The sequence below is a fragment of the Melaminivora sp. genome (assembly GCF_032059615.1).
Taxonomy (GTDB): domain Bacteria; phylum Pseudomonadota; class Gammaproteobacteria; order Burkholderiales; family Burkholderiaceae_C; genus Melaminivora.
Genome location: NZ_DAMCAM010000064.1, coordinates 1 through 16,028 on the forward strand (window position 1 = coordinate 1; position 16,028 = coordinate 16,028).

The following is a 16,028-nucleotide window of genomic DNA, read 5'->3' on the forward strand; positions in this document are numbered from 1 at the left end:
GCTACATCCTGCCCGGCCTGGGCGACGCGGGCGACCGCATCTTCGGCACCAAATAAGCGCACCGCATCACGGCACGACCTGCCCCACCGTTGCCGACGGCTCGGCCGGCTCGGGGGGGGGCACCGGGGACGGCGCGACGGGCGCGGCGCCCGTCGTCCCCCGCCAGCTGGCTGTCAGGTCGTCCGCCATCGCCTGCAGCAGGCGCAGCTCGCGCGGGTCGAACGCGCGCGGGCGCGTGTCCATCAGGCACAGGGCGCCCAGCACATGGCCGGCGTCGTCGCGCAGCGGCGCGCCGGCATAAAAGCGCACGCCGCGCTCGCGCAGCACCGGGTTACCGGCAAAGCGCGCGTCGCGCCCCACGTCGGCCACCACCATGGGCTGGCCCTGCGCCACCACGTGGGCGCAGGGCGACAGGCGCCGCGGCGTGCTGGCCTGCCGGCCTTCGTCCTCCTCGCCCTCCTGCACCTGGGGGCCGTCCGACGAGGCCACCAGCCGGCCATAACTGCACAGCGCCTGCTGCGTGTCGCTGTCCACCAGCGAGACCATGGCCTGCTGCACGTCAAAGATGTCGGCGGCGCGCTTGGCCGTGTGCAGGCAGACCTGGCGCACCTCGGCGCTGCCCAACACGCCGCTGGCCCGCAGGGCCTGGACGCGCGCCGCGTCGTCCTTGGGGATGGGCGCCTCCTCGAAGCCCTCGCCCAGGCGCAGGCCCTGCAGCTCGCCCACGCGCGCCAGCGTCTCGGCCAGGGTCAGCGTCACCACGTCGGCGCCCAGCGGCCGGGCCGCGTCCTGCTCCACCGGCTCCAGCAGCTCGCCCCACAGCGCCAGCACGATGCGCACGCGCGGCCAGCGCCGCTGCAGGCGTCGGCAGAAGTGGCGCGCCGCCGCCACCGGGTCGGGCGCCAGCCACACCACGCACACGACCTGCACGCCGTCCAGCGCCAGGCTGTCCAGGTGCTCGGCCGTGAGCGCACCGAAGGCGCGCGTCTGCGTGGACCAGCCCTGCAGGGCCAGTGCGTGGGCCGCCATGCGGGCGGCGATGTGGTCCAGCTCCCACTTGCCGCCCAGGCACACGATGGAGCCGTGCGCGGCGTCCATGGCGGCGGCCACGGGAGCGGGCGGGGGGTATTGCTCCTGCAGGTCGTCGAGCAGCTCGTCCATGCCCTGGAACAGGCGCAGCCGGTGCTCGGGCGTGGCCACGCGCATGTGGTCGCCCATGGCCATGCGCAGCACCGGTAGCGCCACCTGGCCATAGAACGCCGGCACCGAGCCCTTGAACTGATCGATCTGCGCCGCGCTCAGCTCGATGGCCTCTTCCGGGTCGCCGGCCAGCAGGCGCTGATAGATGCGCGTGGGCTCGTCCAGCACGGGCTGGCTGCCCAGCAGAATGTCCAGGAAGGCCAGCTGCGGCAGGTAGCGGCCGATGACCAGCAGGCATACGGTAAGCGGGGTGGACATGATCAGCCCCACCGGCCCCCACAGCGTCGCCCAGAAGGTGGCCGCGACGATCAGCGACAGGATGGACAGCCCGGTGCTGGCGCCATATAGCCAGGGCTCGATGATGTTGTTGCTGATCAGCTCCAGCACCAGGATCAGGCCGATGGTCCACATCACCAGGCTCCAGCCCGGGTGCACGGCAAAGGCGAGAGTCACCGGAAACAGAGCCGCGACGAAGGCCCCGACATAGGGCACGAAGCGCATCAGCCCGGCCAGCGCCCCCCACAGGAAGGCCCCCGGCACGCCAATGGCCCACAGGCCCAGCGCCATCGGTATGCCGTAGCTGACGTTCACCGTCAGCTGCATGATGAGGTAGCGCGATATGCGCGCGCCCGCCTCGTCCATGGCGTCGGTGGCGCGATGCAGGTTGCCGCCCAGCAGGCGCAGCAGCCGGTCGCGCAGGTCCACGCGGTCGAGCAGGATGAAGATGACGAAGACCAGCACCAGGCCGGCGTCGGTGGCCGGGCGCTTGAGCGCGTCGAACGCCGCCAGCGCCTGCTGCGCGGGGGTCAGCTCGCGCGGCTGCACCTGCACCTGCTGCACCGCCCTACCCTGGCCGGGCGTGGCGCGGCGCGGCGGCGTGGCCGCCTCCACTTCGCTTTGTACGATGTCCAGAGTGCGCTTGGCGCCCTCGAACATGCCGGGGGCGCGCAGCTGCTGCGCCAGGCTGCGCAGCTTTTTGCGGATGGTGTTCTGGTAGGAGGGCAGCTGCTCGCTGAGCACGCGCGCCTCGTTGGTGACGAACACCGCCGTCACCCCCAGCACCGACAGCGTGGCCGCCACCACCAGCAGCACCGCGGCCAGGCGCGGTATGCCCACGCGCTTGAGGCGCACCACCAGCGGATCGAGCACGAAGCTCAGGAGGAAGGCCAGCGCCAGCGGCACCAGGATGGTGCGGCCCGTGTAGAGGCCCAGGATGATGAGCGCCGCGATGACCAGCCCGGCCATGAAGCGCAGGCTGGGCACCAGGCTCATCAAGGTCAGTGCCTCGCGGCCGGGCGCCCCGGCCGCTGGCGCGGGCGCGCTGGCGCCGGGAGGGGGTTCGCTGCGGGGCATGCTGGGCTTTTCTCTGGGGGAATCCAGGCGATTGTCCGCAGCCGCCCGGCGCGGTGGCTGTAGGTCAAGGCGCGCTGCTGCCTACGGCCAAGGACCCAAGGCCCGGGCGGCGGCTTACTGCATCTCGGGCGCCAGGGCTTCGGCCCAGTCGTAGAGCGCTTCCAGGATGGCCTGGCCGCGCTCGTCGGCCTGCTCGGCCAGGCTGTCCAGGCGTTCGGACAGGGTATCGAACGTAAGCCCTCCGCCCTGACCCTGCAGCAGCACGGCGGCGCGGTGCGCCTCCCAGCGCTGGCGCTCGGCCGCGCCCAGGGTTTCCGGAAAGTTGCGCGCGCGGTAGCGCCACACCAGCTCGGCCAGGCGCGGGTCGTCGAACCCCGGACGGGCCAGCGCCAGCTCGTCGGCAGGCAGCTCGCGCAGGCGCTGCAGGCGGCGCCGGTCCTCGTTGCCGACGAAGCCGCCGTACAGGTCCTGGTCCACGTCGAGGGCCTGCGCCTGCGCCCCGCGCTCGAACACTGCCGCCCAGGTCGCGCTCATGTCGGGCAGGCCGCGTGCTGCCTCGGCGTGGCGCGCGGCCTGCACCAGGTCGATGCCCCAGCGGCCGGCCAGCTGCGGCGTGAGCGTGTTCAGGTTGCCCACCACCATGGGCGATTTGTTCAGGTGCACCGACTTGACCGGCAGCCGGCTCACCCCCTCAGGCAGCTCGGCCGCGCGGGTGAACAGGCGCAGGCGCAGAGTTTCCACGTCCAGGTCGGCAAGGCCCGCGGGGTCGTGCGCCAGGTCCCAGGCCAGCAGTTCATTGCGGTTGGTCGGGTGGCTGGCCAGGGGCCACATCAGCGCCAGGCAGCCGCGCTCGGTGCCGAACATGCCCGAGACGTGCAGGAAGGGCCGCGCCGTGTCGGCCGTGGCGGGCAGGCGCAGCTCGGCGGCCACGCGGTCTTTTTTGTGCAGCGACAGCGCATAGTCGAACAGTCGCGGCTGGTGCTCGCGGATCAGCCGCGCCAGGGCGATGGTGGCGCGCACGTCCGACAGCGCATCGTGCGCCGCCTCGTGGGCCAAGCCATTGGCGCGGGTGAGCAGTTCCAGTCTGAAGCTGGGCCGCCCGTCTTCGCCGGTGGGCCAGACGATGCCGTCCGGGCGCAGCGCGTAGGCCAGGCGCACGACGTCCAGCAGGTCCCAGCGACCGCACTGGTTCTGCCACTCGCGGGCGTAGGGGTCGAGCAGGTTGCGCCAGAACAGGAAGCGCGTGACCTCGTCGTCGAAGCGGATGGTGTTGTAGCCCACCCCGATGGTGCCGGGCAGGGCCATCTCGGCCTCGATGCGCCGGGCGAACTCGTGCTCGGGCACGCCGCGCTCCAGGCACAGCTGCGGGGTGATGCCGGTGATCAGGCAGGCCTCGGGCTCGGGCAGATAGTCGGTGGCCGGGCGGCAGTAGAGCATCAGGGGCGAGCCGATCTCGTTGAGCTCGGCGTCGGTGCGGATGGCGGCGAACTGCGCCGGTCGGTCGCGGCGCGGCTGGGCGCCGAAGGTTTCGTAGTCGTGCCAGAGGAAGGTGTGCATGGGCAGGAAAAAAAACACTGGCCGCCCGTACCGGGCGCAGTTGTCTGGCGAGTATGCCCGCGCGGCGCCGGCACAATCGGCGCCCATGCACCGCTCCCAAACCCTGCTCCCGCCTCCCCTTCGCCTCGCCGCCGGCTGCCTTGCGCTGGCGGGCCTGAACGCCATGCTGGGCTGCGCCGCCAGCGCACCCGCCGCGCCACCGGCGGTGCCCCTGCCGGCGCTGCAGGGGCCTGCGGCCGCCGCGGCCCTGCCGGCGCCCGCCCTGCTGCCGGTGGCGGCCCCGCCCGCACGCACCGAGGCCGCGGCCCCCGCGCCGGCTTCGGCCGGGGTGCGGGCACCCGCCCGGGCGCCTCTGGACGCGGCGGGCTTTCGCGCCTGGGTGGAGGCTTTCGCACCCACGGCGCAGGGCGCCGGCATCGGCGCCGCGACGGTGCACGCCACGCTGGGCCAGGCGCAGTTCCTGCCGCAGGTGCTGCAGCTCGACCGGGCCCAGCCGGAGTTCACACGCCCGCCCTGGGCCTATCTGGACAGCGCCCTGTCGCGCGAACGCGTGGCCGAAGGGCGCAGCCAGCGCCGCGCCAACGCCCGGGCGCTGGACGCGGCGGCGGCGCGCTACGGCGTGCCGGCCAGCATCGTCACCGCCATCTGGGGCATGGAGAGCGACTACGGCCGCAACTTCGGCAACTTCCGCACCATCGATGCCCTGGCCACGCTGGCCTATGAAGGCCGGCGCCGCGAGTGGGCCAGCCGCGAGCTGCTGGCGGCCATGCGCATCGTGGAGTCGGGCGAGATCGCGGCCGACGCCCTGATCGGCTCCTGGGCCGGGGCCATGGGGCACACGCAGTTCCTGCCCTCGGTGTTCCTGGCCCACGCGGTGGATGCCGACGGCGACGGCCGGCGCGACATCTGGCGCAGCATTCCGGACGTGGTCGCCTCCACGGCCAACTTCCTCGCGCATTCGGGCTGGACACCGGGTGAGCCCTGGGGCGTGGAGGTGCGGCTGCCCGAGGGCTTCGACTACGCCCGCGCCGAGCTGAGCGTGCGCCAGGACAGCAGCGCCTGGGCCGCCGAAGGCGTGCGCCCCACGGGCGCGGGCACGCTGCCGGCGCTGGCCGGCGCATCGGTGCTGGCGCCTGCCGGCGCGCGCGGCCCCGCCGTGCTGGTGGGCAGCAATTTCCGCGCGCTGCTGCGCTACAACAACTCCAACAGCTACGCTCTAGCGGTGGGGCTGCTGGCGCGCCAGATCGACGGCGGCACGGGCCTGCAGGCACCCTGGCCGCGCGACTTGAAGCCGCTGTCGCGCACCGAGGTGCGCCAGCTGCAGGAAGAGCTGAATGCGCGCGGCCTGGACGTGGGCGAAGCCGACGGCGTGCTGGGCCCGGCCACGCGCGCCGGCGTGCGTCGCCTGCAGCAGAGCCTGCGCCTGCCCGCCGACGGCTTTGCCACGCGCGAACTGCTGCTGAAGCTGCCCGGACGTTGACGCAATGCTCCCAGTTGCATAGCTATGCCTCCAGCACTGGCGCCGGGAAACGGCGTTTTTTCATAAAAAAACCGCAGCGACTGCTGCGGTCTTTCGTGGTGGCCGAAGGGCCTGGGAGCCCTTCAGTCGCCCCTCAGTTGCCCATCAGTCGGCCGTGGCCTCTTCCGGCTCGGCCGGCTCGGCCTTGGCGCCGCGCTCCTTCCTGGGCAGCGCCTGGATGTCCAGCTTGACCTCGGCCGTTTCGGTGCCCTTGTCGTCGGTGCTGGACTCGATGTCCACCGACAGGCGACCGCCGTCGGTAAGCCGGCCAAAGAGCAGTTCGTCGGCCAGCGCCTTGCGGATCATGTCCTGGATCAAGCGCTGCATCGGGCGCGCGCCCATCAGCGGATCGAAGCCCTTCTTGGCGAGGTGCTTGCGCAGCGGGTCGCTGAAGGTGACTTCGACCTTCTTCTCGGCCAGCTGGGTTTCCAGTTGCAGCAGGAACTTGTCCACCACGCGCAGGATGACCTGCTCGTCCAGCGCCTTGAAGTTCACGATCGCGTCCAGGCGGTTCCTGAACTCGGGCGTGAACAGGCGCTTGATGTCGGCCATTTCGTCGCCCGCCTGGCGCGGGTTGGTGAAGCCGATGGTCGCCTTGTTCATGGTCTCGGCGCCGGCGTTGGTCGTCATGATCAGGATGACGTTGCGGAAATCCGCCTTGCGGCCGTTGTTGTCCGTCAGCGTGCCGTGGTCCATGACCTGCAGCAGCACGTTGAAGATGTCCGGGTGCGCCTTCTCCATCTCGTCGAGCAGCAGCACCGAGTGCGGCTTCTTGGTGACCGCCTCGGTCAGCAGGCCGCCCTGGTCGAAGCCCACGTAGCCCGGGGGCGCGCCGATCAGGCGGCTCACGGCGTGGCGCTCCATGTACTCGGACATGTCGAAGCGGATCAGGTCCACGCCCATGATGTAGGCGAGCTGCTTGGCCGCTTCGGTCTTGCCCACGCCCGTGGGGCCGGAGAACAGGAAGGAGCCGATCGGCTTGTCGCCCTTGCCCAGGCCCGAGCGCGCCATCTTCACGGCGGCGGCCAGCACCTCCAGCGCCTTGTCCTGGCCGAAGACCACGCTCTTCAAGTCACGCTCGAGCGTCTGCAGCTTGCTGCGGTCGTCGTTGCTGACGTTGGCGGGCGGGATGCGGGCGATCTTCGCCACGATCTCCTCGATCTCGCCCTTGCCGATGGTCTTCTTACGCTTGGATGGCGTCAGGATGCGCTGCGCGGCGCCGGCCTCGTCGATCACGTCGATGGCCTTGTCGGGCAGGTGGCGGTCGTTGATGTACTTGGCCGACAGCTCGGCTGCGGCCTGCAGCGCGGCGGCGGCGTACTTGACGCTGTGGTGCTCCTCGAAGCGCGATTTCAGGCCCTTCAGGATGTCGATGGTCTCGGCCACCGTGGGCTCGACCACGTCCACCTTCTGGAAGCGCCGCGACAGCGCCGCGTCTTTTTCGAAGATGCCGCGGTACTCGGTGAAGGTGGTGGCGCCAATGCACTTGAGCTGGCCCGAAGACAGCGCAGGCTTGAGCAGGTTGGACGCATCGAGCGTGCCGCCCGAGGCGGCGCCGGCGCCGATCAGCGTGTGGATCTCGTCGATGAACAGCACCGCGTTGGGCTTGTCCTTGAGGCTCTTCAAGACGCCCTTCAAGCGCTGCTCGAAGTCGCCGCGGTACTTGGTGCCGGCCAAGAGCGCGCCCATGTCGAGCGAATACACGGTGGCTTCGGCCAGGATCTCCGGCACGTCGCCCTGGGTGATGCGCCAGGCCAGGCCTTCGGCGATGGCGGTCTTGCCCACGCCGGCCTCGCCCACCAGCAGCGGGTTGTTCTTGCGCCGGCGGCACAGGATCTGGATGGTGCGCTCGACCTCGTAGTTGCGTCCGATCAGCGGGTCGATGCGCCCGTCCTTGGCGGCCTGGTTGAGGTTTTGCGTGTATTGCTCCAGCGGCGAGGCCTTCTCGCTGCGCTCGCCCTGCGTGCCCTCCTCGGCCTCGGCCTGGGTTTCGGGCTTGGCGGGCTCGGCGCTCTCGCCCTTCCTGATGCCGTGGGCGATGAAGTTGACCACGTCCAGGCGCGTGACGCCCTGCTGGTGCAGGTAGTAGACGGCGTGCGAGTCCTTCTCGCCATAGATGGCGACCAGCACGTTGGCGCCGGTCACTTCCTTCTTGCCGTTGCCGGTGGACTGCACGTGCATGATGGCGCGCTGGATGACGCGCTGGAAGCCCAGCGTGGGCTGGGTATCCACCTCGTCGGTGCCGGCCACCTGCGGGGTGTTGTCCTTGATGAAGTTGGTCAGCGATGCGCGCAGGTCGTCAAGGTTTGCGGCGCACGCGCGCAGCACCTCGGCTGCGCTGGGGTTATCGAGCAATGCAAGCAGCAGATGCTCCACGGTGATGAACTCGTGGCGCTGCTGACGGGCCTCGACGAAGGCCATGTGCAAGCTGACTTCCAGTTCCTGGGCAATCATGTGAGAACTCCTTTGTGCTTGCGCTTGTGGGCTTGTGGAATCGACTGTAGTTCGGGTGCAAAAGCCTGTTATTCAACGGGCTCACTCAGGCATTGCAAAGGATGGCCTGCCTGGCGGGCCGCGTCGAGCACCTGCTCCACCTTCGTGGCGGCGACGTCACGGGAATAGACCCCGCACACGCCTTTTCCGTCGAGGTGAATCTTGAGCATGATGCGCGTGGCCGCTTCGCGATCCTTGTTGAAGAACTCCTGTAGGACCACGACCACGAACTCCATCGGTGTGTAGTCGTCGTTGAGCATGACGACCTGGTACATCTGCGGCGGCTGGGTTTTCTGGGGCCGCCGCTCCAGGACGACCGAGTCGCCGCTGTCGCGGGACGGGGCCTGCGGCCGCGCCGGAGGCTGCGGGGGGGGAAGGGTTGCCATGAAATTCATTCTAGCGAGCGGCCCGCTGACGCGGACCCAAGGCAATTGGCGCCGAAACGGCGTTTTTCAAGCAATCTCGGCCTGCTCGTACACCACGTTCACGTGGCCCGTGCCGGCTTGTGCAGTCCAGGCCGCGAGCGCCGCGTCGCAGGGGTAGAAGCGGCTGCCGTCGCCCAGCTGCAGCTCGGCCGTGGCCTGGCCCTCGGGTGTGCTGCACACCAGGCTCAGGCGTACGCGCAGGCCGTGGCTCAGCACCTCGCCGTGCGCGGTCTCCTCGCGCCGGGGCGGGTAAGCGCGCACGATGGCGGCCACGTCCGGCTGCACCGGCCCGGCCACGTGCAGGTAGCGGCCAAAGCGCGCGCGCGCGTCCGCCAGCCCCCACACCTGCTGGACCTTCAGGCGCAGGCCGCCGCTGAAATGGTCGAGCTGCAGGCGCCCCTGGGCCACCACGAACTCGTCGTCGCGCAAAAGCGCCCCGGCCGCAGTAATGACCGCCTCGTCGGCTGAGGCCTCGATGGCGCCGGAGCGGTCCTCCAGCTTGAACAGCGCCAGCCGGCCGCGCTGGCCGTTGATGGTGCGAAAGTCGCTCACGATGCCGGCCACGGCCTGGGGCTCGCGGCTGTCAGCCAGCTCGCCGATGGGCGTGCGCACGAAGCGGCGCACCTCGGGCTCGACCTCGTCGAACAGGTGGCCCGAGAGATAGAAGCCCACGGCGGCCTTCTCCTGCATGAGCCGCTCGCGCACGCCCCAGGGGGGAGCGGTGGCCAGCTCGGGCTCCTGGGTGCTGGAGCCGACCGCGTCCTCGCCCATCATGTCGAACAGGCCGCCCTGGTTGGCGTTGGCCAGCTGCGCGTTGGCGAAATCGAAGGCCCGGTCGATGGAGGCGACGAGCTGCGCGCGGTCCTCGTGCAGACGGTCGAAGGCGCCGGCCTTGATGAGCGCCTCCACGGTGCGCTTGTTGATGCGCGTGCGATCCACGCGCACGCAGAAGTCGTACAGGCTGGCGAACGGCCCGCAGACGTCGGCCCGGGGGCCCACGCCCCGCCCTTCGCGCGCGGCGATGATGGCTTCGATGGCCTGCTGGCCCGTGCCCTTGACGGCGCCCAGGCCATAGCGGATGACCTGGTCGGTCACGGGCTCGAAACGGTAGCCGCCGCGGTTGATGTCGGGCGGCTCGAAGCGGATGCCGAAGTGCTTGACCGCGTCCTCGTACAGCACCTTGAGCTTGTCCGTGTCGTCCATTTCCACGGTCATGTTGGCGCAGTAGAACTCGGCCGTGTAGTGCACCTTCAGCCAGCCCGTGTGATAGGCCAGCAGCGAATAGGCGGCGGCGTGCGACTTGTTGAAGCCGTAGCCGGCAAACTTCTCCATCAGGTCGAAGACCTCGTCGGCCTGGGCCTCGCCGATGCCCTTCTCGGCCGCGCCCTTGCGGAACAGCTCGCGGTGCTCGGCCATCTCCTCGGGCTTCTTCTTGCCCATGGCGCGGCGCAGCATGTCGGCGCCGCCCAGGCTGTAGCCGCCCAGCACCTGGGCGGTCTGCATGACCTGCTCCTGGTAGACCATGATGCCGTAGGTCTCCGACAGCACCGGCTCGACCAGCGGGTGCGGATATTCCACCACCTCCTTGCCGTGTTTGCGGTTCACGAAGCTGGGGATCAAATCCATGGGGCCCGGGCGGTACAGGGCGTTGAGCGCGATCAGGTCCTCCAGCCGGCTCGGGCGCGCCTCTTTCAGCATGCCCTGCATGCCGCGGCTTTCGAACTGGAACACTGCCTCGGTGCGGCCATCGGCAAACAGCCGGTAGGTGCGCGCGTCGTCCAGCGGCACGTTCTCGAAGCAGAAATCCTCCTGACCCTTGTGGCGCCGCTGGATGAGCCCCCGCGCGATCTCCAGGATGGTCAGCGTGGCCAGGCCCAGAAAGTCGAACTTCACCAGGCCGATGGCCTCGACGTCGTCCTTGTCGTACTGGCTCACCGCCGACTCGCTGCCGGGCTGCTGGTAGAGCGGGCAAAAATCGGTCAGCTTGCCCGGCGCGATCAGCACGCCCCCGGCGTGCATGCCGATGTTGCGCGTCATGCCCTCGAGCTTTTGCGCCATCTCGATGATGGTGCGCACGTCCTCTTCCTTGCGCACGCGCTCGTACAGCTGCGGCTCGAGCTCCAGGGCGTAGTTGTTCTTGTCGCCGTCCTTCTTCACCTCGGGCGGATAGGCCAGGGTGTAGGTCTGGCCGGGTTTGCCGGGTACCAGTTTCGAGATGCCGTCGCAGAACATGTAGCTCATGTCCATGACGCGGCCCACGTCGCGGATCGCCGCCTTGGCCGCCATGGTGCCGAAGGTGGCGATCTGGCTCACCGCCTCCTTGCCGTACTTGTCCTTGACGTAGTCGATGACGCGGTCGCGGTTGGACTGGCAGAAATCGATGTCGAAGTCGGGCATGGACACCCGCTCCGGATTCAGGAAGCGCTCGAACAGCAGGTTGTACTGCAGCGGATCGAGGTCGGTGATCTTCAGCGCATACGCCACCAGCGAGCCCGCGCCCGAGCCCCGGCCCGGCCCCACCGGACAGCCGTTGGCCTTGGCCCACTGGATGAAGTCCCCCACGATCAGGAAGTAGCCGGGAAAGCCCATGTTGACGATGGTGCCGAGCTCGAACTCCAGCCGCTGCTCGTAGCGCGGGCGCTGGCGCTCGCGCTCGGCCGCGTCGGGGTACAGATGCGCCAGGCGCTCCTGCAGGCCCTCGTGCGAGGATTGGCGGAAATAGTCCTCGATGGGCATGCCGCCCGGCGTCGGAAAGTGCGGCAGCTGGGGCTTGCCCAGCACCAGCGTCAGATTGCAGCGGCGCGCGATTTCCCCGCTGTTGGCCAGGGCCGAGGGCAGGTCGGCGAACAGCTCGCGCATCTCGGCGGCGGTCTTGAAATGCTGCTCGCGCGTGAAGCGGCGCACGCGACGCGGGTTGGCCAGGATCTCGCCCTCGGCAATGCACACGCGGGCCTCGTGCGCGTCGTAGTCGTCCGCGGTGATGAACTGGATGGGGTGCGTGGCCACCACCGGCAGCGCCAGCCGCGCGGCCAGCGGCACGGCCGCCGCCACGTGGGCCTCGTCGTCGGCGCGGCCAGCGCGCTGCAGCTCAATGTAGAAGCGCCCGGGAAAAAACGCCGCCAGGCGCAGCGCGCAGGCCTCGGCGGCCTCGCCTGCGCCCTTCATGAGCGCCTGCCCTACAGGCCCGGCCTGCGCGCCGGACAGCACGATCAGGCCGGCGCCCAGTTCCCCGAGCCAGTCCCAGGTGCACAGCGGCAGGTCGCGCACCACGTTGCGCGTCCAGGCACGCGCCAGCAGCTCGCACAGGTTCAGGTAGCCCTGGCGATCCTGCGCCAGCAGGAGCAGGCGCGGGGCGGGAGCGCCCGCTTCGCCCTCGAGCGTGACTTCTGCGCCGATCAGGGGCTTGACGCCCTTGCCGCGCCCCTCACGATAGAACTTGATGGCACCGAACAGATTGTTCAGGTCGGTGATCGCCATGGCGGGCTGGCCATCGGCGGCCGCGGCCTTGATGATTTCACCGATACGGACGGTGCCGTCCACGACGGAAAACTCGGTGTGCAGGCGCAGGTGAACGAACATCGGGCGATTGTAGAAACCCCGCCATGCCCGCGTCGGAGGCTGGCACATCCTCAATACAATGCACCGTTTCGCCATGCCGGCGCCTGCTGGCGCGCATGGCCGAGGGCCGAAGCCGGCCCCGTCGTCCTCACTGCCCGAGAGCTGCCATGCCGCGTTTTTCACCGACCCTGATGCCCGCCCTGCTGGCCGCCGCCGTGCTGGCCGCCTGCTCCAGCACCACCGAAGACAAGACGGCCGGCTGGAGCCCGGACAAGATCTACTCCGAGGCGCGCGACGAGCTGAGCGGCGGCGCCTACGACAAGGCGGTGCCCCTGCTGGAGAAGTTGGAGGGCCGCGCCGCCGGCACGCCCCTGGCCCAGCAGGCGCAGCTGGAGAAGGCCTACGCCCAGTACAAGGGCGGCGAGAAGGCCCAGGCGATTGCCACGCTGGACCGCTTCATGAAGCTGCACCCGGCCAGCCCCGCCTACGACTACGCGCTCTACCTGAAGGGCGTGGTCAACTTCAATGACGACCTCGGGCTGTTCTCCTGGGTCTCGCGCCAGGACCTGTCCGAGCGCGACCAGAAGGCCGCCAAGGACTCGTACGAGGCCTTCCGCGAACTGGTCACACGCTTTCCCGAGTCGCGCTACACGCCCGATGCACGCCAGCGCATGACCTACATCGTCAATTCGCTGGCCCAGTACGAAGTGCACGTGGCGCGCTACTACTTCGAGCGCGGCGCCTACGTGGCCGCCGTCGGCCGGGCGCAGAGCGCCATCGCCGAGTACAAGGACGTGCCGGCGACCGAAGAGGCGCTCTACATCCTGGTGCGCTCCTACGACGCGCTGGACATGCCGCAGCTGCGCGACGACGCCCGCCGCGTGCTGCTGGCCTCCTACCCCCAGACGACGCTGCTGCAACAGGGCTTTCGCGCCAAGAAGGACCCGTGGTGGAAGCTCTGGTGAGCAGATGCCCAGGCTTCTGACCCCCCTCCGACCCTGGTAACCAGGGTCTCCCAGGAAGAGTGCCCGCCTGAACGGACGAGCCTTCAGGGCTGCACGTCTCCTGGGGCTGGAGCCGGCAGCGGCGCGGGCGGCGTCCTGCCGGCGGCCGCATCCTCGGCGCGGCGGCGCTCGTACGCCTGGCGGCGCTGCCGGGCCCTCTCCTGCTTGGCCTCGAACCGCTCACGCGCCCGGGCGCCTTGCTCGGCTTCGGCCTGCCGCTCTGCCTCGCTGATGGCGGGGCGCTCGCGCGCAGCACGCGGCCGGCCTGCAGGCGGGGTGCTGCGCACCGTGCCGGGGCGAGCCGCCTGACTGGCCGGCCCGGTCGTTGGCTTCTCTGACTGCGCACCGTCGGTCCGGGCTGCATCCGGCGCCGCACGCGGAACCTCCCGGGCCGCTGCGGGCGCCGGCTCCCCCGGCTTCTTCTCGGCGCCGGCCTGCTGACGCCGCTCGGCCTTGTCGCGGCGCAGGGCGTCGTCGATGTGCAGCTGCTCCTGGCGCAGCACCTCCTCCTGCGCTCTGGCATCGGCGCGCACGCGCCGCAGGCAGTCGTTGACGGCAAAGCGCTGGTAGCAGGCGGCCTCCTGCCGGGCCAGCCCGGCCTGCACCGCGTCACGCTCGGCCTGCAGCTCGGCGCGGCGCGCCTGTTGGCGGGCCGCCAGGTCGGCGGCCGGGTCCGCCCCTTGCGCAGTCTGGGCCCGGGCGGCCGGCAGGGCCGCCACGGCCCCGGCAAGCAGCCCGGCCCGCAGGGCCACCCCCAGCCACCCTTGCGGGCGGGCGCGAGGAAAGGACCGGGGCCAGGCACCCATGGTCAGGTCAGCCCCGTATCGACCACCCGGCGCTCCAGCGCCAGGTATTCGTGCGACTGCATCTCCTGCAGCCGCGAGACGGTGCGCGGAAACTCGTGCGCCAGGGGCCCTTCGGTGTAGAGCTCCTCGGGCGGCACGGCGGCCGACAGGATCAGCTTGACGCGCCGGTCGTAGAGCACGTCCACCAGCCAGGTGAAGCGCCGCGCGGGCGAGGCCATGTTGACCGGCATGTGCGGCACGTTGGACAGCAGCACGGTGTGGAACTGCGAGGCGATCTCCAGGTAGTCGTTCTGCGAGCGCGGGCCCATGCACAGCTCGCGAAAATCGAACCAGACCACGCCTCCCGCCCGCCGCAGCGTGCGGATCTCGCGCGCCTCGATGTGCAACACCGGGTCCTCGTCGCGGCCCGAGGCCAACAGGTCGAACGTCCGGGCCATGGCGGCCTCGGCCTCGGGGCCGAGCGGACAGTGGTAGAGCTGCGCGTTCTCCAGCGTGCGGCGCCGGTAGTCGGTGCCGTTGTCCACGTTGACCACCTCCATGCGCTCATTGAGCAGGGCGATGGCCGGCAGGATGCGGTCGCGGTGCAGGCCGTCGGGGTACAGGTCGTCGGGTCGGAAGTTGGACGTGGTCACGAAACCCACCCCGTTGTCCCACAGCGCCACCAGCAGGCGGTGCAGGATCATGGCGTCGGTGATATCGGCGACGTGAAACTCGTCGAAGCAGATCAGCTTGTAGCGGCGGGCGATGCGCGCGCCCAGCACATCCAGCGGGTTCTGCTGGCCCTGCAGCACGGCCAGCTCGCGATGCACCTCGCGCATGAATTCGTGGAAATGCAGGCGCACCTTGCGCTTCAGGGGGACGGCGTCGAAGAAGCAATCCATCAGAAAGCTCTTGCCGCGCCCCACGCCGCCGTACATGTACACGCCCTGGGGGATGTCCGGGCGGTGGATCAGTTTCTTCAGCGCGTTGGAGCGGCGCTGCTTGTAGGCGCCCCATTCCTGCGCGCAGCGCTCCAGAGCGTCCACGGCGCGCAGCTGCGCCGGGTCGCTCGAAAAGCCCTTGGCGGCGAGCTCCGCCTCATAGGCCTGCCTGACTGTCACCGGGAGTCCTTGCTTTGATTTTCATAGCTGCAAGCCCTTGCTGGGCAAGGGCTTGAGCCATATTTGATAGTCATTTGGACACCGCGACGATGCGCAGCGCCGGCCACGCACCGGGCGGCCACGCGGCCTCAGAAGTTCAGCGTGCGCTTGTCCACGGCCAGCGCGGCTTCCTTGGTTGCCTCCGACAGCGACGGGTGCGCGTGGCAGATGCGCGCGATGTCCTCGCTGCTGGCCTTGAACTCCATGGCTACCACGGCCTCGGCGATCAGCTCGCTGACCATCGGGCCGACCATGTGCACGCCCAGGATCTCGTCGGTCTCGGCATCGGCCAGGAACTTCACCATGCCGGTGGTGTCGCCCAGGGCGCGCGCGCGGCCATTGGCCATGAAGGGGAAGCTGCCGGCCTTGTACTTCACGCCGTCGGCCTTGAGCTGCTGCTCGGTGCGGCCGACCCAGGCGATCTCGGGGCTGGTGTAGATGACCCAGGGGATGGTGTTGAAGTTGACGTGCCCGTGCTGGCCGGCGATGCGCTCGGCCACGGCCACGCCTTCTTCTTCGGCCTTGTGCGCCAGCATGGGGCCGCGCACCACGTCGCCCACGGCCCAGACGCCGGGCAGGTTGGTCTTGCAGTCGGCATCGACCACGATGGCGCCGCGCTCGTCGAGCTGCAGGCCGACGTTCTCCGGGTTCAGGCCGATGGTGTTGGGCACGCGGCCGATGGAGACGATGAGCTTGTCCACCTCGAGCTTTTGCTCCTCGCCCCGGGCGTTGGCATAGGCCACGGTGATGCGCGTCTCCTTGCCCTTCTTGGCGCTCTTGACCTCGCTGATCTTCACGCCCAGCTCGACCTTCAGGCCCTGCTTGTCGAAAGCCTTTTTCGCCTCCCGGGCGATCTGCTCATCGACGGCACCCAGGAAAGTGGGCAGGCCCTCCAGCACCGTGACATCCGAGCCCAGGCGGCGCCAGACGCTGCCCATCTCCAGGCCGATCACGCCCGAGCCGATGACGCCCAG

The 16,028-nt window shown here is 69.8% G+C and carries 10 protein-coding genes; 2 read left to right on the top strand and 8 right to left on the bottom strand.

Features of this window, described 5'->3' with window-relative positions:
- Positions 1 to 66: 66 nt before the first annotated feature.
- A complete protein-coding gene (locus tag RT051_RS12430) occupies positions 67 to 2,553 on the bottom strand; it encodes an AI-2E family transporter (RefSeq protein ID WP_313077200.1) in 2,487 nt (828 codons plus the stop codon).
- A 114-nt stretch (positions 2,554 to 2,667) separates the two neighbouring features.
- Positions 2,668 to 4,110 (bottom strand): exodeoxyribonuclease I, encoded by a 1,443-nt coding sequence (gene sbcB, locus RT051_RS12435; protein ID WP_313077201.1) that lies wholly within the window; start codon positions 4,108 to 4,110, stop codon positions 2,668 to 2,670.
- Positions 4,111 to 4,195: 85 nt separating this feature from the next.
- On the opposite strand from sbcB, the gene RT051_RS12440 reads away from it, so the two are divergent.
- Entirely contained in the window at positions 4,196 to 5,590 is a 1,395-nt protein-coding gene (locus RT051_RS12440; RefSeq protein ID WP_409520604.1) for a lytic murein transglycosylase, read from the top strand.
- Positions 5,591 to 5,734: 144 nt separating this feature from the next.
- On the opposite strand, the gene clpA is transcribed toward RT051_RS12440, so the two are convergent.
- From clpA to dnaE, 3 genes are all read right to left on the bottom strand, one after another.
- A complete protein-coding gene (gene clpA, locus RT051_RS12445; RefSeq protein WP_313077202.1) occupies positions 5,735 to 8,083 on the bottom strand; it encodes an ATP-dependent Clp protease ATP-binding subunit ClpA in 2,349 nt (782 codons plus the stop codon).
- 68 nt (positions 8,084 to 8,151) lie between these two features.
- On the bottom strand, positions 8,152 to 8,508 hold the full coding sequence (gene clpS, locus RT051_RS12450) for an ATP-dependent Clp protease adapter ClpS (protein ID WP_409520605.1): 357 nt from the start codon (positions 8,506 to 8,508) through the stop codon (positions 8,152 to 8,154).
- 66 nt (positions 8,509 to 8,574) lie between these two features.
- Positions 8,575 to 12,126, bottom strand: a complete 3,552-nt coding sequence (dnaE, locus tag RT051_RS12455) for a DNA polymerase III subunit alpha (protein WP_313077205.1) — start codon at positions 12,124 to 12,126, stop codon at positions 8,575 to 8,577.
- Between the two features lie 146 nt (positions 12,127 to 12,272).
- Between dnaE and RT051_RS12460 the strand changes: the two genes are divergently transcribed.
- Positions 12,273 to 13,070 (top strand): outer membrane protein assembly factor BamD, encoded by a 798-nt coding sequence (locus RT051_RS12460; protein WP_313077206.1) that lies wholly within the window; start codon positions 12,273 to 12,275, stop codon positions 13,068 to 13,070.
- An 83-nt stretch (positions 13,071 to 13,153) separates the two neighbouring features.
- On the opposite strand, the gene RT051_RS12465 is transcribed toward RT051_RS12460, so the two are convergent.
- From RT051_RS12465 to RT051_RS12475, 3 genes are all read right to left on the bottom strand, one after another.
- Complete coding sequence (locus RT051_RS12465) at positions 13,154 to 13,915, bottom strand: hypothetical protein (RefSeq protein WP_313077207.1); 762 nt, start codon at positions 13,913 to 13,915, stop codon at positions 13,154 to 13,156.
- A 2-nt stretch (positions 13,916 to 13,917) separates the two neighbouring features.
- Entirely contained in the window at positions 13,918 to 15,015 is a 1,098-nt protein-coding gene (gene zapE, locus RT051_RS12470) for a cell division protein ZapE (protein WP_313077208.1), read from the bottom strand.
- A 128-nt stretch (positions 15,016 to 15,143) separates the two neighbouring features.
- On the bottom strand, positions 15,144 to 16,028 hold an 885-nt coding region (locus RT051_RS12475; protein ID WP_313077209.1), incomplete at its 5' end, for an FAD-dependent oxidoreductase.